This is a genomic window from Bradyrhizobium sp. USDA 4474 (genome assembly GCF_054057515.1).
Genome location: NZ_JBSRZJ010000002.1, coordinates 4115373 through 4134778, shown reverse-complemented (window position 1 = coordinate 4134778; position 19406 = coordinate 4115373). Strand labels below are relative to the sequence as shown.

Genomic DNA, 19406 nt, shown 5'->3' with positions numbered 1-19406 from the left:
TATCTGGCGTGAGTCCGCAGGGCTCAGGCCAGGCGAATGCGCGGATCGACGGTCGCGATCACGATGTCTGCGATCAGGTTGCCCAACAGGACGAGCATGGCCGAGAAGATCAACAGCCCCATCACGACCGGATAGTCGCTGTAGCCGAGGCTGTCGAGAAACAGCCGCCCCATGCCCGGCCAGGTGAACACGGTCTCGGTGACCAGCGCCCCGGTGAGAATGCTGGGCAGCTGCATCCCTGCCAGGGTGATCATCGGCAGCAGCGCATTGCCGACGACATGCTTCAGCAGGATGCGACGCTCGCTCAAGCCCTTGGCTCGCGCCGTCTTGACGAAATCCTGACTGAGCGCATCGAGTGTCGCCGTACGCATATAGCGGCTCCAGATCGCGACATGAACGAGCGACAGCACCAAGCTCGGCAAGATCAGGTGATGCAGATAGTCCAGCACCGAGCCGTCGCCGATCGTGTACATGTTGCCTGCGGGTACCCAGCCCAGCTTCAGGGTGAAGATGTAGATGCCGATCAGGCCGAACCAGAAGGTCGGGACCGATAGCGCCACCATCGCGCCGACCGTCGCGCAGTAGTCGAACAGGGAATAGCGATGGGTGGCGCCACGGATTCCGATCCACGTGCCGGCCGCGATTGCCAATGCGGTGGATGTGCCCATCAGCAGCAGCGTCGCCAGGAGATGTCGGCCAATCACCGCCAGCACCGAAGAGCCGTCACGGAAAGAGTGCCCCCAGTCGCCCCGTACCAGTCGCCAGGCCCAGTCGAGATACTGAATCCACAGCGGCCGGTCCAGCCCCAGCTGAGCTGTCAGTCGCTGCACGTCCTGCCGGGACATGCCGGGATCCAGTCCGAATTGCGCAAGAGGTCCACCCGGCATGAGGTTCAGAACCGTGAAACCGATGATCGAGACGATCACCAGCAGCACGATGCTTTGCACGAGACGATTGAGCAGGAACCCGGACATTCGAGTCACCATGTTAGCGTTGCAGCATCACTCCCGCGCCGGCCTCGGCCACCGAGCCCCGGCCGGCAGCACGTCAGCTCGCCCAATACCAGGCCAGCGCATTCCAGGATTCGGTGCGCGTATTGCCGTTCGGCACGAAGCCGTTGATCCCCTTCTTGAGACCTTCGACCGAGTTGTTCTGATACAGCGGCAGGAACGGCAAATCGCGACGCACGAGTTCCTGGATGCGGAAGTAGATCGGGCGCCGCGCTTCCGGATCGAAGGTGCGTGCGCCCTTGTCGAGCAAGGCATCAACCTCCGGATTTGCGTATTGTGCATTGTTCGAGCCGCGGCCGCCCTTCGCTGCGATCGAGCGGGAGTGCAGGCGATTGGTGACGTCCGGGTCCGCACCGATCAGAAACGAGGAGCCGACGATCACGGAATCGAACTGCGATTGCACCCAAAAATCGCCCCACATCACGGCGGCGGGCAGGTTCGATATCTTCATCTCGATGCCCAATTGAGCAAACGTCTGCTGCAGGTATTGTTGCACCTGTTCGCGAAGGGGATCGCCCGACGTGGTCGAATTGGCAAAGGATAGGCGAACGCCGTTCTTGGCACGAATGCCGTCCGCGCCCTTTGCCCAGCCGGCCTGATCGAGGATCTTGGCCGCGCGATTCACGTCGAACTGGTGCAAGGGCAGATTGGGGTTGAAGAAGAAGGATTGCCGCGGCATGAACGTCTCTGTCGGCGAAGGCACCCCGTAATAGAGACCCTGTATGATCGCCTCCTTGTCGATCGCCGCGTAAAGCGCCTCGCGAACGGCAAGCTCCTTGAACTGCGGGCGCTCGAGGTTCAGGTAGAAGGATTCGAACGAGGTCCTCGGGACGAGCGTCACCACACGGTTCGGCAGCGTCTTGGCCTCCCCATAATGATCAGGCGTGATGTAGGGCTGACCTACGAGATCAATGTCGCCGCTCTTGAACTGGGTGTACAGAACCGTGAGGTCCGGGATGTATTTGAAGACCAACGTCTCGATATGAGGACCTTCCCCGAAATAATCGCGGTTCGCCACGAGCTCGAGATGATCGCCGGCGATGCGCTGGCCCCACTTGAACGGACCGGTGCCGACAGGCGCCTGATTGAAAGCGGCGCTGTTCGGATTGGCCTCCTTCTCGAGGACGTGCTTCGGTACGATGAAAGTTTCGGTCAGGAACGACAGATAAGGCGCAAAGGCCTCTTCCATTCGCCACGAGATCTCCGTGGGCGAGATCACCTTGATGTCGCGCACGAGAGCATGGCCGGCCGTGCGCCAGCTGCGGAAGTTGGGATTCATGATCAGTTCGAGAGTGAACTTCACGTCCTCGGCGCTGAAAGGCTTGCCGTCGTGCCAGAGCACATCGTCACGCAAGCGAATACGCCAGTTGAGGCCGTCCGGCGTGATGCCGCCGTTCTGTTGGTCCGGCACCTCCACGGCCAGGTTGGGCTGAATGACGCCTTGCGGATCGATGCGGAACAGCGCATCGAAAACCGAGAAATGCACACCGTCATCGACTTCAATGTGTACCATCAGCGGATTGAAGACGGTCGGCTCTTGCCCAAGCCCCACGATCACGCGGCCGCTCGGTTTCGCCGGAGAGGTGCGCGCGTGGGCAGGTTTGCCGAACAGATTTGATCCGGTAAGGCCGGCTGCTCCGGCGATCATCAACTGGAGTGCGCTACGCCGCGAATAGATCGATGCAGTCTGAGCTTCAGTCATGACGCCTCCTCATTTGTGGCTATGTCCGGCAAGGGTCGATTGGCTTCCAGCGGCGCGGGCGCTGCTTTGCCGCTCGCCGGGGATGGCAGCGACGAGTTCGCGCGTGTAGGCGGATTTCGGGTTCAGGAAGATCTGCGACGGCGGTCCGTGCTCGACGATCTGGCCTCGATGCATGACTGCGATTTCGTCGCAGATCTGGCTGGCCACACGCAAATCGTGCGTGATGAACACCATCGATACGCCGGTCTCTCGCTGAACCTGGTCCAGCAGCTTCAAGATCTGCGCCTGGATCGATACGTCGAGTGCGGAAACCGCTTCGTCCGCTATCAGCAGCTTCGGCTTGAACATCAGCGCCCGGGCTATGCCGACGCGCTGACGTTGACCACCCGAGAACTCGTGGGGGTAGCGATCGAACGTTCCCGCATCCAGGCCGACATGGGCGAGGAGCTCTCGCGCCTGCTCGCAAGCCAGCTTGTGAGGCGTCCCGTGCGCAATCGGACCAACGGTCAAAATTTGCCCGACCGTCGACCGCGGATTGAGCGAGGCAAAAGGATCCTGGAAAATCATCTGGATCTTCGGCCGAAGCGGCCGAAACTCGGCTTCGGACAGCCGGGCAATATCGCGTCCCTCGAACAGGATGGAGCCGCTGTCGCTGTCGAGGAGTTTGATCAACAGTCGCCCGAGCGATGATTTGCCGGAGCCGCTTTCTCCGACGACGCCCAGGGTGCGTCCCGGCGAAAGGTCGAACGACGCGCCATTGACCGCGGGTACGATCCGCTGCCTACCGAACAGCGCACTGCCGCTGCGATAGGTCTTGACCAGGCATTCGACCTTCAGAATGGGGGACGGGGCCGCAGCTTCCGCCGGGAGGCGGTCCTTGCCCGTCAGATGCGGCACGGCCGCGATCAGGCGGCGCGTGTAGAGATGACTCGGGGATTTCAGCACCTGCTCGGCGCTCCCCTGCTCCACGCAATGTCCCTTCTCCATCACCACGACGGAATCGGCAATCTCCGCCACGACTCCGAAATCATGGGTAATGAACATCACGCTCATTCCCTTGCGGCGTTGGATATCGCGGATCAGATGCAGGATCTGGGCCTGGGTCGTCACGTCGAGGGCGGTGGTCGGCTCGTCCGCGATCAGGATCGTAGGCTCCAAAGCCAGAGCCATGGCGATCATCACCCGCTGTCGCTGCCCGCCCGAGAGCCGGAACGGATATTGATGATACATGAGCGGCGGATCCGGCAGGCCCACCTCGATCAGCAATTCCACGGCGCGACTACGACGGGATTTCGGCGTCCCCACGCCGTGCGCCGCCATCACTTCCTCGATCTGCGCGCCCACGGTCATCAACGGATTGAGCGCGGACAGCGGGTCCTGAAAGATCATCGAGACGATACGGCCACGGAGGTCTCGTAGCCTCTCCGGCGAGAGTCCGACCAGATCCATCCCTTCCAGACGGATTGCTCCCGAGGACACGCGGATCGACCTGGGCAACAGCCCCATGATCGCGTTGGCCGTGACCGATTTGCCAGATCCGGATTCTCCTATGATGCAGAGGATCTGACCGCGCCTCAATTCGAAGGAGACGTTCTCGACCGCGTGCGCCCGCTCCATGCCCGCCGGCAAACTCACGGTCAGGTCCCGGACCGCGAGTACCACATCTTCCGAGGCTACAGGCTGGGGAGCAGAGGTCATTTGAGCATTCTCCCCTTTCAACAGCGTCCTGATATCCGGTTGTCGGTCGGCTCTTCGGCCCCGTTTGCCGCCACTACGCTCGGACAGGTCAACAACTCGTCGGTCATTCTGCCATTCTCCGCGCGATGAATCCGACATGATTCAGAGTGCTGCTCTACCGGCAAAGGCGTCGCCGAGCGCGGCCCATCAGTCGAGGGAACCGCTCGAACAATGAATCGAGGTCCGAGTGCCTGCCATTGGCGTCTCGCTGGATCGCTTCGGCAAAGGTCTCCTCCCAGACAAGGCTCATCAAGCGTCACCTTTTAAACTTTTGCCCTTTGATCGACATTGATCCGGTATTCGCGAGTCTGACTGCTTCAATCACCCCGGAGTCGCCGAAAGGCGCCGGATAGGCAGCACGAACTTCTAAAAACGAAGCCCGATTTGGCATTTCGGTCTGCGGCTGCCAGGGCTGCCGATGCAGGCGCGGGGTTGGGGCAAGCCGCCGACGACGAAGGGCTGATCCGATTGCAGAGACTATCCATTGGATTCCTCGCCTACGATTTGCCGCGCCAGCGAAGCATCCCGCAACAATTGCCTATGCCAAAAGCAGCAAACCGCAGGATATTCCGCCCGAGCCTGAAAGTCCGCTGCGTGTCTGCCGAACCTCCTCGGATACGATAGAGCCATATGGAGATTCCTGCCCAATGAGCGCGCCGCTCCTGCATATCGAATCCAGTCCGTCCCTGCCTCGTGAGGCGGACGTCGTCGTCATCGGCGGCGGCGTCGTGGGCGTGTTCACGAGCTACTATCTGGCGCGTCGCGGCCTCAAGGTTGCCTTGCTCGAAAAGGGCCGCGTCGCCGCCGAGCAGTCCAGCCGCAACTGGGGATGGTGCCGCCAACAGAACCGCGATGCACGCGAGTTGTCGCTTGCGACCAAGAGCCTCGATCTCTGGGAACGAGTTGCCCAAGAAACGGGTGAAGACACCGGCTTTCGCCGCTGCGGCCTGTTGTATTTGTCGAACGACGAGAATGAGCTGGCAGGCTGGGCCAAGTGGCGAGACTTCGCCAGGACCGTCGGCGTCACGACGCATATGTTGAGCTCGGAAGAGGCGAGCGGTCGGGGCAAGGCGACGGGTCGCAAGTGGAAGGGCGGCGTCTTCTCGCCGACGGACGGGACGGCAGATACCTCAAAGGCAGTGCCCATTGCCGCGCGTGCGATCATGGCGGCCGGTGGGACGGTGCACCAGCAATGCGCGGCGCGCGGCTTGGAGCTCAGTGGTGGCCGGGTCAGCGGGGTCGTAACCGAAGCCGGCACGATCCGGACCAAGACAGTGGTCATGGCAGGAGGTGCGTGGGCATCGTCGTTCTGCAACCAGCTTGGAATTCGCTTCCCGCAGGCGTCCGTGCGCCAGTCCATTCTCGCCGTGGCTCCTGGTGCTGACGGCCTGCCTGATGCTCTTCACACCGGGCTCGTCTCGCTCACCCGGCGGGGCGATGGCGGATACACGCTCGCCATCAGCGGGCGTGCGCGAGTTGACCCAACGCCGCAGCAATTCAGATTCGGACGCGAATTCCTGCCTCTGTTCGCGCGTCGATGGCGAAGTCTCAGCCCTGGGGCTTTCGAGGGGCTGCGGCAGGGCCACGAGACTCTGGCTAAATGGGGACTGGATGAGGTGACGCCGATGGAGCTGAACCGGACGCTCGATCCGCGCCCGGACATGAAGCAGATTCGCGCGACGCATCGACGAGCCTGCGAGCTCGTGCCGGAACTTGAGCGCGTCGAAATCTCGAATGTCTGGGCCGGCTACATCGACAGCACGCCGGACGGCATCCCCGCCATCGGCGAAGTTCAGTCGATTCCAGGTTTCATCCTGGCCGCAGGTTTCAGCGGCCACGGCTTCGGGATCGGCCCAGGCGCCGGGCACATGATCGCAGACATCATTACGGGCAGTGCGCCCATCGTCGACCCACACCCCTACAGGCCGGAGCGGCTGAAAATGAGCGCCTGGGGCAAAGTCAGTGACTTCTAGAATCCAGTTTCCGCCCTTGGTTGGGAAAAAATGCCGATTGATGCTATGACAATGCATATGACGCTGAAGCAAAACCTCGACGCCGTGGTCGGCCTCCATCTCATGGCAATGCTATGAAGCTCGACAAGATCGACATCAGGATTTTGTGCGAACTGCAGAAGAACGGGCGGATCTCCAACGTCGAGCTCGCAGAGCTGATAAACCTTTCCCCGAGCCCCTGCCTGATGCGCGTCAAAAGGCTCCAGACGGAGGGCTTCATCACCGGCTATTCCGCCCAGATCGACGTTGCCAAGCTCGGTCAGACCTTGACGGTCTTCGCGGAAATCACGCTCAAGAATCATAGGCAAATCGATTTCGCCCGCTTTCTCACGACGATCGAGAAAATCGATTCCGTCGTCGAATGCCATCTGGTTTCGGGCGGGTATGACTATCTCGTCAAGTTCATCACCGCAGGGATCAGCGAATACCAGGCGGTCATGGAACGCCTGGTGGAGATGGATATCGGCATCGACAAGTACTTCAGCTTCGTCGTGCTGAAGTCGCCGATCGTGAAATCCCATCTGCCTCTCGAAAGCATATTCAACGGCTAGAGGACGGGCGCGGTGCTTAGCCTTTCATGGCCGCGCGGACGTCCTTGTCTTGAAGCGTCTGGTCGAGCGTGGCCTTTGTCCGCTCGATGATGGCCTCGATGTCCGCATCCGTGCAGCAGAGCGGCGGAGCATAACCCAACACGCCCTGCGCGAAGGCGCGGATGACGAGGCCGTTGTCCCAGGCGCGATCGAAAATGCGGCGCGCCGCGTCTGCTTCCGCCGGCAGGGGCGTCTTGCGTTCCTTATCGGTAACGAGCTCGATTGCGGCCAGCATGCCGCGGCCCCTGACATCGCCGACAAGCGGATGATCCGCCAGCGCGCGAAGACCTTCCATGAGGCGGTGCCCGGCCTTGCGGCCGTTCTCGAGCAAGCCGTTTTCGTAGAGGTCGAGGCACGCGAGCCCGACGGCCGCGCTGACGGGATGCGCGGAATAGGTGTAGCCGTGACCGACCGCCACCTTGCCGGCGCCATCGGCAATGGTGTTGTAGACGCGGTCCGACATCAGAACGGCCCCCATCGGCACATATCCCGACGTCAGTCCCTTTGCCGTTGTCATGAGATCCGGCACGACGTCATCCTCTTCACAGGCGAAGAGCGGACCGGTTCGGCCAAAGCCGGTGATGACCTCGTCGGCAATGAACAGAACGTCATGCTCCTTGCAAACTGCGTGCATGGCCTTCAGCCAGGACGGCGGCGGAACGAGGACGCCTCCCGAGCCCTGTATCGGCTCGGCATAGAAGGCTGCAACACGATCCGCGCCCAGTTCGGCGATCTTCGCCCGCAGGGCCGCGACGGACGCATCGATGATCGCCCGCGGGTGGGGACCGACCGGATTGCGATAGGCATAGTGCGACGGGATCTTGTGCTGCCAGCTATGGGGCACCCCGAAACCCGCATGAAAGGCGGGCAGCGCCGTCAGGCCAGACCCTGCCGTTGACGATCCATGGTAGCCATACTCGAGTGAGATGAACTGGTCCTTCTGTGGCGTGCCCTTGGCGTGATGGTAGTAGCGGATGAACCGGATCGTGCTGTCGACGGCATCGGAGCCACCCAGCGTGAAATAGATGTGGTTGAGATCGCCGGGCGCCAGTTCAGCCAGCCTTGCAGCCAACCGGATAGCCGGGTCGGAGCCCAACCCGAAATAGCCCGTCGCATAAGGCAGTTCGCGGAGCTGCCTCGTGGCCGCTTCAACGATGCTATCCTGTCCGTAGCCCGCATTGACACACCACAGGCCGGCGAAGCCGTCGAGCAATTGGCGGCCCGAGACATCGGTCAGTGTCGCGCCCTTCCCTGACTTCAGTACGCGGACGCCAGTCGCCTCGTGGCTGCGATACGATGAGACCGGATGAATCAGATGGGCGCGATCGAGTTCAATCAGCGAGTTGCTCAACATGTCGTCCTCCAGATCAACTGCAGCGCCTGTGCAGCCAGCGCGATGCTTTCGCAGTCAACATAGGATGACCAAGACAGCAGTTGCTCCCACGCTAGACATGGACGAAGAGCATTTTGACTGCCATTGACGATCGGCGCCGCATGTTATGCCGGCATCGGGCTGCGTCAGGCATTGGCGCTCACGTCGGCGGGCGTCTTTTCGTGCAACTCTCTGCCATGGCTCCGAGCCGATACGATACAATCTGCTCCCGGTCGCCGCGACGGCGGTGCTTTATCCGGTCGTCTGCGCGCTATGATCCCTGTCGTACCGGAATGCGGTGCGTGAGGACCGAGAAGGATCGAGTCATGGCAACTTTCAGACCCAAGTACATCACTTTCGACTGTTACGGCACGCTGACCAATTTCGACATGGCCGGCGCGGCAAGGCGAGTCTACGGCTCTCAACTTTCTGCCACGACGATGGCAAGTTTCATCAAGGATTTCGCTGCCTATCGCCTGGACGAGGTTCTTGGCGCGTGGAAGCCGTACTTCGAGGTCGTTCATAATTCGGTAGAGCGCGCGTGCAAGCGCAACGGTATCGTATTTCGGCCCGAGGATGCCCAGCGCATCAATGAAGAGGTCCACACATGGGGTCCACATCCCGACGTCCCGGCGGGTCTGGCCAAAGTTGCCAGGGAGATTCCGTTGGTCATCCTATCGAACTCCATGAAGAATCTCATCATGTCGAACGTCGAAAAGCTCGGCGCTCCGTTCCACATGGTCATCACGGCGGAGGAAACCGGCGCCTACAAGCCGCAGATGAAGGGCTTCGAATATATGCTGGACAAGCTGGGCTGCGGGCCGGAAGACATTACCCACGTCTCCTCCTCCTTCCGCTACGACCTGATGACCGCCTACGATCTCGGCATCAAGAGCAAGGTCTGGGTGAACCGGGGTCATGAGCCAGCGAACCCGTTCTATGAATACACCGAGGTCGCTGGCATCGATGGGCTTGCCGGGGCCGTCGGCTTGGAGCCCCTTCGCAAAAGCGCGTGAGCGCAGTTCTCTTCGGGATCTCTCGCGGCAACTTCAGTTCTTGGAAACCTTCGATAGAGATCTGTGCTGCAAAGGAAAAAGGGGGCGGTTCAGCCGCCCCCTTTTCTTGTTTCAGATTACCCGATGGACCGCTCAGTCCAGACCGCCGACATGGAGCGCCTTGGTCTCGAGATATTCTTCTATCCCGAGCTGCGATCCCTCGCGTCCCAGTCCCGACTGCTTGACACCACCGAACGGCGCAACCTCTGTCGAAATCAGGCCGGTGTTCAGGCCAACCATGCCGAACTCCAGCGCTTCTGCGACACGCCAGGAACGCTTCAGGTTTTCAGTGTAGAAATACGCCGCAAGGCCGAATGGCGTACCGTTTGCGATCGCAATCGCCTCGTCCTCGGTCTCGAACCGGAAAAGCGGAGCGACCGGCCCGAAGGTCTCCTCCGACGCGAGTAGCATCTCGGTCGTCGCGCCACCAAGCACGAGAGGCCGGGCATATTGCCGCCCCTCCGGCACGGCTGCGCTCTGCGAGATGATCTTCGCCCCCTTATCCATTGCGTCGAGCACGTGCCGCTTGATCTTCTCGATCGCCGCGCTGTTGATCATCGGCCCGATTGCGACCCCCTCTTCCGTACCGGCACCGACCGTCAATTTCGCGACCCGGCCGCCGAGCTTCTCGGCGAAGGCATCGTAGATGCCGGATTGAACGAGAATGCGATTGCAGCAGACGCAGGTCTGCCCGCCATTGCGGAATTTTGACGCAATCGCCCCCTCGACCGCCCGGTCGATATCGGCGTCGTCAAAGACGATGAACGGCGCGTTGCCACCCAATTCGAGACTCAGTCTCTTGATGTTGTCGGCGGCGCCCTTCATCAGCAGCGCGCCGACACGCGTGGAGCCGGTGAACGAAATCTTGCGGACGGTTTCGTTGGCCATCAGCTCCGCGCCAATGTCCGCCGGCATGCCCGTCACGATGTTGATCACGCCCGCTGGAATGCCGGCCCGCTCAGCCAGAACGGCGATGGCGAGAGCTGAAAACGGCGTAAATTCGGATGGCTTGATGACGACTGTGCAGCCCGCAGCAAGCGCGGGTGCCACCTTCCGCGTGATCATCGCGTTGGGGAAATTCCAGGGCGTGATGATCCCGCAGACGCCGACCGGTTCTTTCAGCACCAGAATGCGGCGATCAACGGTCGGCGCCGGGATTGTCGATCCGTTGATGCGGCGGGCCTCTTCCGCAAACCATTTGACGAAGGAGGCCCCGTAACGGATCTCTCCAAGCGATTCAGCAAGCGGCTTGCCCTGCTCCAGCGTCAGCAGCAGCGCCAAATCCTGCTCATGGCGTCGCATGAGCTCATACCAGCGCTCCAGCAGCGCAGCACGTTCCGCGTGAGCCTTTGCCTTCCAAGGCTTGAACGCAGCGGCCGCGGCGTCGATTGCTGCCCTGGTCTCGTCTCGACCCATGTCAGGGATGGTGCCAAGCACTTTCTGGCTCGCAGGATCGATGACGTCAACGGTGGCTTGCGTGCTCGCATCCCGCCAATTGCCGCCGATCAGCGCCTGCTGGCGAAACAGGTCTTTGTCCTTCAATGCAATCATGGGCTTGCTCCTTGCCTTCACCCGACCTCGCCGTCGGTGCCTGGAATTGCGTTTGGCGAGGCGAAGCCGTTTCATGCGAGCAGTACAGGACCGCACGCCGCATTTTTCATCGAGAATGAAGTGACTGGCCGCGTTGAATCTGGTCGGACGCGGCTTCGCAAGTCGAAAATTCTGAGGACCGCTTAACAGGACCGCTTAACAGCGGTCCTCGCCATCGTCTCAGTCATAATGGCAGACGTAGATCTTCCGCACGGTTTCGATCGTGCGCCAGACGCCGACAAAGCCGGGTTTCATCACGAAGCTGTCGCCGGCGCGGTACCTCCTGACCTCGCCGCCTTTTTCCTCGATTTCGATGAGGCCCGAGATGATGTGGCAGAACTCGAAGGTGGTGCCCTTGATGGAATGGGTCTCGCCCGGCGTGGCTTCCCATACGCCGGTCAGCACCTTTTCGCCTTTCGAGGCGTCCTGTGCCCAGGTCTTGAAGGAAGGATTGCCAGAAATGAGCCGTTCTGGGGCAGGCAGGGCGTTCTTCGGTGCGAAATCCGGATTGGTATCGATGGTAACCAGAAGCGACATGGCATTCTTCCCGTTAGTAGCCGAGTGTTCGATCGACGAGGCCGATCGGATTCAGTCCCGCGCGGTGGCGCCGGATGTTCTCTATGACGGATTGTGCCGCCGTATCCGCTTGAGTCACGGACGCGATATGTGGCGTGATGATCACCTTCGGATGCGACCAGAGTGGATCATTCTTTGGCAATGGCTCGGGATCGGTGACGTCGAGCATGGCGGCCGCGAGATGCCCGTTGTCGAGCGCTTCGATGAGTGCACCGTGGTCAAGCTGCGGGCCGCGGCCGACATGGAGCAGCCTCGCTCCCGCCGGCAAAAGCGAGAAGAGCCTTGCATTCAGGATGCCGCTCGTCTGCCCCGTCAGGGGCAGAAGACAGACCAGGATATCCGTTCCTTGCAGGAAACTGTCGAGCTGGTCCTCGCCATGGAAGCAGGTGACACCGTCGACCTCTTTCTTGCTGCGGCTCCACCCTGCGAGCGGAAATTGAAAGGGCCTCAAGCGGTCGATCGCGGCTTGCGCCAGCATCCCAAGGCCCAGGAAGCCCACGCGCCGACCGGTCGGCTGAACGCTTGCAAGGGCTTGCCATAGGCCCTTTCTCTGCTGCTCCCGGTAGGCCAGCATCTCGCGATGGAGCGTCAGCACGCCGAGCACGACATATTCCTGCATCATGCGTATGATGCCGTCTTCAACCATGCGCACGAGTTTGACGCGGTCGGATATGGTCTCCGGCTTGAATTGGTCGACCCCAGCACCGATGGAAAAAAGCACTTCCAGATTTCGAAACCGCTCGACATGATCGGGTACGTTCCAGGTCAGCAGGTAGCGTACCTTTGCCGGATCAACGCATTCACCGGAATGATAGAATTCGAGATCAGGGAGCTCGCGCGCAAAGGCCTGCCGGAAGATTGCCCCTCGAGCAGCATCGGAATTGAAAAGGAACGCCATCGATCTCAGGTCCTCGCCCGGGATGCTGGGCGTTGAGACCGGCCCGGCCGACCACCGAGGGCTGGCAGGGCGGCGCCTCCAGCGAAGCCTTCAACATTCACTGGGGCTCACCCTGCCTGCTGTTGCCGGATATCGATAGGCCGCAACCAGGAGCTTTCCCTGCTGAATCGACTTGCGCTGGCGGCGGAACATTCCGAATACCGCCTGCCAAACAGGCGAAACCTGCTGGCCTTCCGCGTTATGCTGCTGCAAAACGGGCTTGTGCAGCACGCAGCAGAAGGCCGGCGAGGGCGATAGGCCGAAAGCGTGTTGCCGCAAGGAACGGATGAGCTGAATGGGACGAACGGTACGCGTGAAGTCCTTTGAACTGGCGGCCAAGGACATCGACGACGTTGATGTGAAGCTCCTCCACGCGCTTTCGATCGGTGTCGGCTGGCCGCATCGACCCAAGGATTGGGACTTTTTGCGCCGCATCGGTCATGGCATCGTCGCCGTTGATGGCATAGGGCGCGTGTTCGGCAGCGCGATGTGGTTCCCTTGTGGCCAGGAATTCGCGACCATCGGCCTGGTGATCACATCGCCCCGAACCCAGGCACAAGGAACCGGCCGCTGGCTCATGGAGCAGGTTTTCGAGCGCTGTGGCGATCGGAATTTGACCCTCAACTCAACCCATGCCGCCTATCATCTGTATCTGTCGCTGGGGTTCACGAAGGAAGCCACCGTGTATCAGTGGCAAGGCGAAGTCGTCTCGCCCCCTCCGCCGGTGCCGGCTCTGGCCGGTGAATTGAGCTCGCTTTCCGCTGCGAACATCGCAGAGATCGCGGCACTGGATGAGCGCGCGTTCGGAACTAACCGGCAGAAGGTGCTCGCATTGCTTTCTGAAGGTGCCTCAATCTCGGTTTTGCGCCGCGGCGGGGAGGCGGTCGGGTTTTCCATGAAGCGCGAATTCGGGCGCGGTCATGTGATCGGCCCCATCATCGCCAGCAATGATTGTGATGCGATCCATCTCACGGCGGTGCATCTCAAAGATCTCGCGGGGCAATTCGTCCGCGTCGATACGCGGGAGCAGACAGGTCTGTTTGCCGACTTCCTTCAACAGAGCCGCCTCGGGATAGCCGAGACCGTCACAACGATGTCTAAGGGTCGGCGATTCCTGAACCGAAAGGAAAACGAGCCGTGGGTGTACGGGCTAGCCGGTCACGCGTTGAGCTGAGACTCTGAGGCGAAGCTCCGTGCGGGGCTGATCTCCATGGTGCCGATCGCGGCGCCGCCGCAGAGCTCAAGGTCTGGGACGGGATGTGCCATTGCTGTCAGCTCTTCGCACCGATGCCCGGCGAGGGCATGGCCTCGATCGAGGAGGCTGCGAACTTTGCGCGAATGCACCTGAAGGCGTAGGCGTCGCCGGCCGGAAGTCAGAAGTCACACATCAGGCTGCCGCTTCGGCCGGCGCGCGCGCGCCGGTCATGAAGGCGACGGCATCCGACATCGTATAGGACTTTGGATCGATCACAGTGAGCCGCCGGCCGAGCCGATGGATGTGGATACGATCGGCGATCTCGAACACGTGCGGCATGTTATGGCTGATCAGGACGACCGACAAACCTCGCCGCCGCACGTCGAGGATCAGTTCGAGCACACGACGGGATTCCTTGACCCCGAGCGCCGCAGTCGGTTCGTCCAGGATCACCACGCGCGAGCCGAAGGCCGCAGCCCTTGCCACCGCTACGCCCTGGCGCTGCCCGCCCGATAGCGTCTCGACGCGCTGATTGATGTTCTGCACCGTCATGAGGCCAAGCTCCGTGAGCTTCTCGCGAGCTATGCGCTGCATGGCTCTGCGATCGAGCATGCGGCAGACCGTGCCGAGTGGTCCCGTGCGACGCAATTCGCGTCCGAGAAACATGTTGTCGGCGATCGACAGACTCGGAGACAGCGCCAACGTCTGATAAACCGTCTCGATGCCTGCAGCCTGCGCATCGAGAGGCGAGCGGAACGCGACGGGCTTGCCTTCGAGCCTGATCTCGCCCGCATTGGGAACGAGCGCTCCGGACAGCGCGCGGATCAGCGAGGATTTTCCCGCGCCGTTATCTCCAATGACGGCGAGGATTTCACCGGGGTAGAGATCGAAATCGGCATCATCGAGCGCGGTCACACGACCATAGCGCTTGACGAGACCGCGCGCTTGCAGAACCGGCTGGGGAGTGCTGGTTTCAATGCTCATGCCGACACCTTGCGAATCCATTGATCGAGGGCCACGGCGACGATGATCAGCCAGCCGACTGCGAATTCCTGCCAGAGCACGTCGACATCCGACAGCGCGAGCCCGTTGCGGAATACGCCGACGATCAGGGCGCCGATCAGCGTGCCGATGATCGAACCGCGGCCGCCGAACAGGCTGGCGCCGCCGACCACCACGGCCGTGATGCTGTCGAGATTGGCGGTCTGGCCGGCTTGCGGGCTGATCGAGCCGATGCGCCCGATCAGCGCCCAGGCGCCGAGCGCGCAGATCATGCCGGCGATCACATAGACGGCGAAGAGGATACGGCCGGTCCGGATACCGGCCAGCCGCGCCGCATCGGGATCGTCACCCACCGCATAGAGGTGACGTCCGAAGGCAGTGCGGTTGAGCACGAACCAAATGAACCCAACCAGCCCCAGCATGAAGAATGAGCCGTAGGTGAAGCGCGCGCCGAACACATCCACCGGCGTTCCGAGTGCCTGCAGCAGCGGGGCGGCTTTCGCCACGTCCTGCGAGCGGATGGTCTCGGACGCCGAGTACCAGAGATTGAGGGCGAAGAAGATCGACCAGGTCCCGAGCGTGACGATAAAGGGCGGCAGCTTGAGGCGCGTCACCAGCACGCCGTTCATCGCCCCGCAGCCCGCGCCCTCGGCAAGACCGATCAGCAGCGCCAGCGGCGCCGCGAGCCCCATTGCGATCGCAAGCTTGCCCATGATCACGGAGCACAGCACCATGACGGCGCCGACCGACAGATCGATGCCTGCGGTGATGATGATCAGCGTCTGGGCAACCCCGATCACGCCGATGATCGTCACCTGCTGAATGATCAGCGACAGATTGAACAGCGACAGAAAGCGCGGCCCGACGATCAATCCGAACACCGCAACGCTGAGCAGGAGCACGATCGCCGGGACCGCCGTGGGATTGGCGTGGAGAAGGTGCTGCAGTTTCTGCAGCGGCGATCTCGCACGGACCTCGAATTCGGCCACGCGGTTTTCGCTCTTGTCGAGCACGAGTTCGAAAGCCTGACCACCAGGGTGGGCATTTCCGATTTCGGTCATCACCGGTTTCCTCATTGCGTACCGAGCCAGCTTCGGAGCGGACGTTTGCGGCATTCTTAGGCGCCCGCCCTCCGGGCGCCTGTCCGTGTCGGGGACGCTTTGGCGATCAACCCCAGCACTTGTTCAGTGCTGCCGTGCTGTCGATCGACGGAAGTTCGCCGGCCGGCTTGTCGGTGACGAGTTCGACGCCGGTGTTGAAGAAGTCCAGACCAGGCGACGGCTTGGGTTTGCCGCCGCCCGTGGCGTAGACCTTCACAGCCTCGACGCCCTTCGCAGCCATCAGCAACGGAAACTGCATGGAGGTGGCGCCGATCACGCCGTCCTTCACATTGCGCACGCCGGGACAGCCGCCGTCCACGGACACGATCAGCACGTCCTTGTCGCGGCCGACCGAACGCAGCGCCTCGTAAGCACCCGCAGCCGCCGGCTCGTTGATGGTGTAGACCAGCGAGATGCCCGGCTCCTTCTGCAGCAGGTTCTCCATCGCCTTGCGGCCGCCCTCCTCGCTGCCGAGCGTCACATCATGTCCAACGATGCGCGCATCCTTCTCGTCACCGATCTTGGCGGGATTGCCGAGATCGATACCGAAGCCCTTGAGGAAGCCCTGATCGCGGGCGACGTCCACCGAGATCTGGTTCACGTTGAGGTCCAACAGCGCGATCTTGGCGGATGCCGCCTTGGCTCCCAGCATCTTGGCAGCCCACTGCCCGATCATCTGGCCGGCCAGGAAATTGTCGGTGGCGAAGGTTGCGTCCGCAGCATTCGCGGGATCGAGCGGGGTATCGAGAGCAATGACCACGATGCCCGCAGCGCGCGCCTTCTCCACGGCCGGCACGATGGCGCGGGAATCGTTCGGCGTGATCAGGATGCCCTTGGCGCCGGCCGCGATCAGGTTCTCGATTGCTGCGACCTGGCTCTCATTGTCGCCATCGACCTTTCCGGCGAAGGAGCGCAGCTCGACGTCGTTGGACTTCGCCGCCTCTTCGGCGCCGGCCTTCATCTTCACGAAGAATGGATTCGTATTCGTCTTGGTGATCAGGCCGACGATCGGCTTGTCGGCCGCATGAGCGCTACCGGCGCCGAGAGTAAGCGCGAGCGCAGCGACGAGACTGATTGACTGACGCATTGTTTCCCTTCCCTGGAACACTTTGTTGGGCGCGGCCGGACCGCGTTCTGACGATCCTGAAGCACGGGAACGCGCCTGTCAATAAATAAATCATTCCGACTTATTAATTGACAGGCGTCCATTCTGGGTTCATGTCAGGAGAAACCGCTTGGGATCGGCCATAAGACCACCGCACAGCGAGAACACGGAGTTTGGAGGCCGCGGATGGACAAAACGGGATCGGTTGCGGGGAATCCACAGGCAGTCTCGTCGGGCGAGAGCCGCGGCACGACCCAGTCGGGCGTGAGACTTTACAACGAGCGCCTGATCCTTTCGCTTATTCGGCGCCACCGCGGTCTCGCCAAGGTCGAGATCGCGCGCATGACCGGTCTGTCCACTCAGACCACAACGGTGATCATCAACCGGCTGGAGGCTGATGGCCTGCTGCTCGCGGGCGAGCCGCAGCGAGGGCGCATCGGACAACCTTCCGTGCCTTATTCGCTCAACCCGGACGGTGCCTTCGGAGTCGGTCTGATGATCGGCCGGCGCAGTTCTGATCTGGTCTTGATGGATTTCACTGCCGGAATTCGCGCCAGGCGCCGCATGATTTATTCCTTTCCTCTCCCTGAAGACATCGTTGCGTTTGTAGAACGCGAGATGCCGGGTCTGCTCAACGAACTGCCTGAATCCCAGCAACGCAGAATTAGCGGCATCGGCGTCGCGATGCCCTTTGAGTTGTGGAATTGGGAAGCGGATTTGCAAACGCCGCCGGGCCTGCTCGGCAAATGGCGGAACTTCAACGTTGCCGCCGAGCTTTCGCGCCGCTTCGCCCCCTGGCCGGTGCGCGTCTGCAACGACGCAACGTCGGCATGTGCGGCGGAACTCAACTTCGGTGCGGGGGCTGCTTATCGCGACTTCGCATATTTCTATATCGGCGCATTCGTCGGCGGCGGTATCGCTCTCAACGGCAGCCTCTTCCCCGGCCGCAGCGGCAATGCCGGCGCGCTTGGCTCGATGCCGATCATGCGGCGCGAGGACAACGGCGCGGCAAGCCTTCAACAGCTGATCCGCACCGCCTCCATCTACCGGCTGGAGCGACGTCTGATCGCCGCGGGCCGCCAGAGCACGGATATCTGGCTGTCGCCCGACGACTGGTCGAGCTTCGATGAACCGCTGGAAGGCTGGATTGCCGAAGCTGCCCAGGCGCTGGCACAAGCGACCGCCGCATTGCTGGCCGTTATCGACTTCGAAGCCGTCATCATCGACGGGGCCTTTCCGCTCGATGTGCGTCGACGGCTCGTTGCGCGCACAAACGCATATTGGGTCGACATGGATCGTCAGGGCCTCACCGATGCCGTGGTGGTCGAAGGCTCGATCGGGCGTGATGCGCGCGCGATTGGCGGCGCGGCCTTGCCGTTACTCGCGGCATTCGCCCGCGACTACGACGTGCTCTTCAAGGAGTGAGCAGCATCGTGATTCTCGTTTGCGGCGAAGCACTCATCGACCTGTTCGTGAAGGCACCCGAGGCAACGGAAATGCCGGCCCGCGCCGTTGCCGGAGGCTCTCCGTTCAACGTCGCCGTTGGCCTGGCCCGGCTTGGCGTTCGAACGGCTTTTCTCGGTGGCATCTCGCGCGATCGATTCGGCGTGTTCCTCGCAGAGGCCCTCGCACGCGAAGGAGTCGACGATCGCTTTGTCGTCCGCACCGACCGGCTGTCCACGATTTCGGTCGTGGCGACTGCCGATGACGGTCAGCCAAACTACGCGTTCCATGGCGAGGGCGCGGCGGATCGTTCGCTTCAACCTGCTGATCTGCCCGCGGCGCTGCCGGACGACATTCGAGCCTTGACCTTCGGCTCCTATTGCATGGCGGTTGAACCGGTCGGCACCGCATATGCCGCGCTCGCCCAACGCGAGCAGGGGCGTCGCGTCATCAGCGTCGATCCGAACCTGCGTTTGAGCGTCGTTGGCAATCTGCAACGCTGGGCCGTCGCTGCGGAACGCTTCTACCGGACGGCCACGATGATCAAGGCGAGTGACGAGGACATCCGCGTTGCGTGGGGCGGTCGCGTGTCAATCGCCGACGCCGCCACTTACTGGCTCAGCTGCGGGGCGCGCCTTGTGGTCGTTACAGAGGGAGCGAAGGGCGCGACCGCGTTTTCCGCCGCGGGCAGCGTTTCCGTGCCGGGTCGTCATGTCGTCGTGCGTGACACCGTCGGCGCCGGCGATACTTTCCACGCCGCGCTGCTCGCGCAGCTCGCCAAGACCGGAAGGCTCCATCCTGAGGCGATCGCGACGCTCGAACTGCCGGACATCCGCGACCTGCTCGCTTATGCGACGATCGCCGCCGCAGTCACGGTTTCCCGCAGCGGCGCCGATCTGCCGACTGCGGACGACATCACAGCAAGCCTGAATCCACATCCGAGAGGCTGACGAATGCAAGATGGCGGCATGGGATCTGTT

The 19406-nt window shown here is 61.9% G+C and carries 16 protein-coding genes; 6 read left to right on the top strand and 10 right to left on the bottom strand.

What is annotated here, in order from left to right:
* Window positions 1-23 precede the first annotated feature (23 nt).
* From ACVW16_RS21460 to ACVW16_RS21450, 3 genes are all read right to left on the bottom strand, one after another.
* Window positions 24-974 carry an ABC transporter permease gene (locus ACVW16_RS21460; protein WP_456701116.1) on the bottom strand — a complete coding sequence of 317 codons (951 nt, stop codon included), beginning with the start codon at window positions 972-974 and terminating at the stop codon, window positions 24-26.
* A gap of 73 nt (window positions 975-1047) precedes the next feature.
* The gene (locus tag ACVW16_RS21455; protein WP_456736347.1) at window positions 1048-2712 is read right to left on the bottom strand and encodes a peptide ABC transporter substrate-binding protein; all 1665 of its coding nucleotides are present in this window, start codon (window positions 2710-2712) and stop codon (window positions 1048-1050) included.
* Window positions 2713-2721: 9 nt separating this feature from the next.
* Complete coding sequence (locus ACVW16_RS21450; protein WP_456736348.1) at window positions 2722-4410, bottom strand: ABC transporter ATP-binding protein; 1689 nt, start codon at window positions 4408-4410, stop codon at window positions 2722-2724.
* A 686-nt stretch (window positions 4411-5096) separates the two neighbouring features.
* Between ACVW16_RS21450 and ACVW16_RS21445 the strand changes: the two genes are divergently transcribed.
* Both ACVW16_RS21445 and ACVW16_RS21440 read left to right on the top strand, forming a co-directional pair.
* Entirely contained in the window at window positions 5097-6422 is a 1326-nt protein-coding gene (locus tag ACVW16_RS21445; RefSeq protein WP_456736349.1) for an NAD(P)/FAD-dependent oxidoreductase, read from the top strand.
* 113 nt (window positions 6423-6535) lie between these two features.
* Complete coding sequence (locus ACVW16_RS21440; protein WP_027544593.1) at window positions 6536-7012, top strand: Lrp/AsnC family transcriptional regulator; 477 nt, start codon at window positions 6536-6538, stop codon at window positions 7010-7012.
* A gap of 16 nt (window positions 7013-7028) precedes the next feature.
* Here ACVW16_RS21440 and ACVW16_RS21435 read toward each other — a convergent pair whose 3' ends face one another.
* Window positions 7029-8405 (bottom strand): aminotransferase class III-fold pyridoxal phosphate-dependent enzyme, encoded by a 1377-nt coding sequence (locus ACVW16_RS21435; protein ID WP_456736350.1) that lies wholly within the window; start codon window positions 8403-8405, stop codon window positions 7029-7031.
* Window positions 8406-8749: 344 nt separating this feature from the next.
* Here ACVW16_RS21435 and ACVW16_RS21430 point away from each other — a divergent pair, with 344 nt between their 5' ends.
* Window positions 8750-9439 (top strand): haloacid dehalogenase type II, encoded by a 690-nt coding sequence (locus ACVW16_RS21430; protein ID WP_456705144.1) that lies wholly within the window; start codon window positions 8750-8752, stop codon window positions 9437-9439.
* A 132-nt stretch (window positions 9440-9571) separates the two neighbouring features.
* On the opposite strand, the gene ACVW16_RS21425 is transcribed toward ACVW16_RS21430, so the two are convergent.
* The 3 genes from ACVW16_RS21425 to ACVW16_RS21415 all read right to left on the bottom strand — a co-directional run bounded on the left by ACVW16_RS21425 (window position 9572) and on the right by ACVW16_RS21415 (window position 12542).
* The gene (locus ACVW16_RS21425) at window positions 9572-11029 is read right to left on the bottom strand and encodes an NAD-dependent succinate-semialdehyde dehydrogenase (protein ID WP_456736351.1); all 1458 of its coding nucleotides are present in this window, start codon (window positions 11027-11029) and stop codon (window positions 9572-9574) included.
* Between the two features lie 219 nt (window positions 11030-11248).
* On the bottom strand, window positions 11249-11605 hold the full coding sequence (locus ACVW16_RS21420; RefSeq protein WP_092226994.1) for a cupin domain-containing protein: 357 nt from the start codon (window positions 11603-11605) through the stop codon (window positions 11249-11251).
* Between the two features lie 13 nt (window positions 11606-11618).
* The gene (locus tag ACVW16_RS21415) at window positions 11619-12542 is read right to left on the bottom strand and encodes a 2-hydroxyacid dehydrogenase (RefSeq protein ID WP_456736352.1); all 924 of its coding nucleotides are present in this window, start codon (window positions 12540-12542) and stop codon (window positions 11619-11621) included.
* Window positions 12543-12876: 334 nt separating this feature from the next.
* Between ACVW16_RS21415 and ACVW16_RS21410 the strand changes: the two genes are divergently transcribed.
* Window positions 12877-13755 carry a GNAT family N-acetyltransferase gene (locus tag ACVW16_RS21410; protein ID WP_456736353.1) on the top strand — a complete coding sequence of 293 codons (879 nt, stop codon included), beginning with the start codon at window positions 12877-12879 and terminating at the stop codon, window positions 13753-13755.
* Window positions 13756-13968: 213 nt separating this feature from the next.
* Here ACVW16_RS21410 and ACVW16_RS21405 read toward each other — a convergent pair whose 3' ends face one another.
* From ACVW16_RS21405 to ACVW16_RS21395, 3 genes are all read right to left on the bottom strand, one after another.
* Window positions 13969-14781: an ATP-binding cassette domain-containing protein gene (locus ACVW16_RS21405; RefSeq protein ID WP_456701108.1), complete on the bottom strand. Its 813-nt coding sequence runs from the start codon at window positions 14779-14781 to the stop codon at window positions 13969-13971.
* The gene (locus ACVW16_RS21400; protein ID WP_456736354.1) at window positions 14757-15839 is read right to left on the bottom strand and encodes an ABC transporter permease; all 1083 of its coding nucleotides are present in this window, start codon (window positions 15837-15839) and stop codon (window positions 14757-14759) included. Before ACVW16_RS21400 ends, ACVW16_RS21405 begins: the two co-directional genes overlap by 25 nt.
* A gap of 106 nt (window positions 15840-15945) precedes the next feature.
* Window positions 15946-16965, bottom strand: a complete 1020-nt coding sequence (locus ACVW16_RS21395; protein ID WP_456701106.1) for a substrate-binding domain-containing protein — start codon at window positions 16963-16965, stop codon at window positions 15946-15948.
* Between the two features lie 204 nt (window positions 16966-17169).
* On the opposite strand from ACVW16_RS21395, the gene ACVW16_RS21390 reads away from it, so the two are divergent.
* Window positions 17170-18408 carry an ROK family transcriptional regulator gene (locus tag ACVW16_RS21390; RefSeq protein ID WP_456701105.1) on the top strand — a complete coding sequence of 413 codons (1239 nt, stop codon included), beginning with the start codon at window positions 17170-17172 and terminating at the stop codon, window positions 18406-18408.
* Window positions 18409-18416: 8 nt separating this feature from the next.
* Entirely contained in the window at window positions 18417-19376 is a 960-nt protein-coding gene (locus ACVW16_RS21385) for a carbohydrate kinase family protein (RefSeq protein WP_456701104.1), read from the top strand.
* The last annotated feature ends 30 nt before the right edge of the window (window positions 19377-19406 follow it).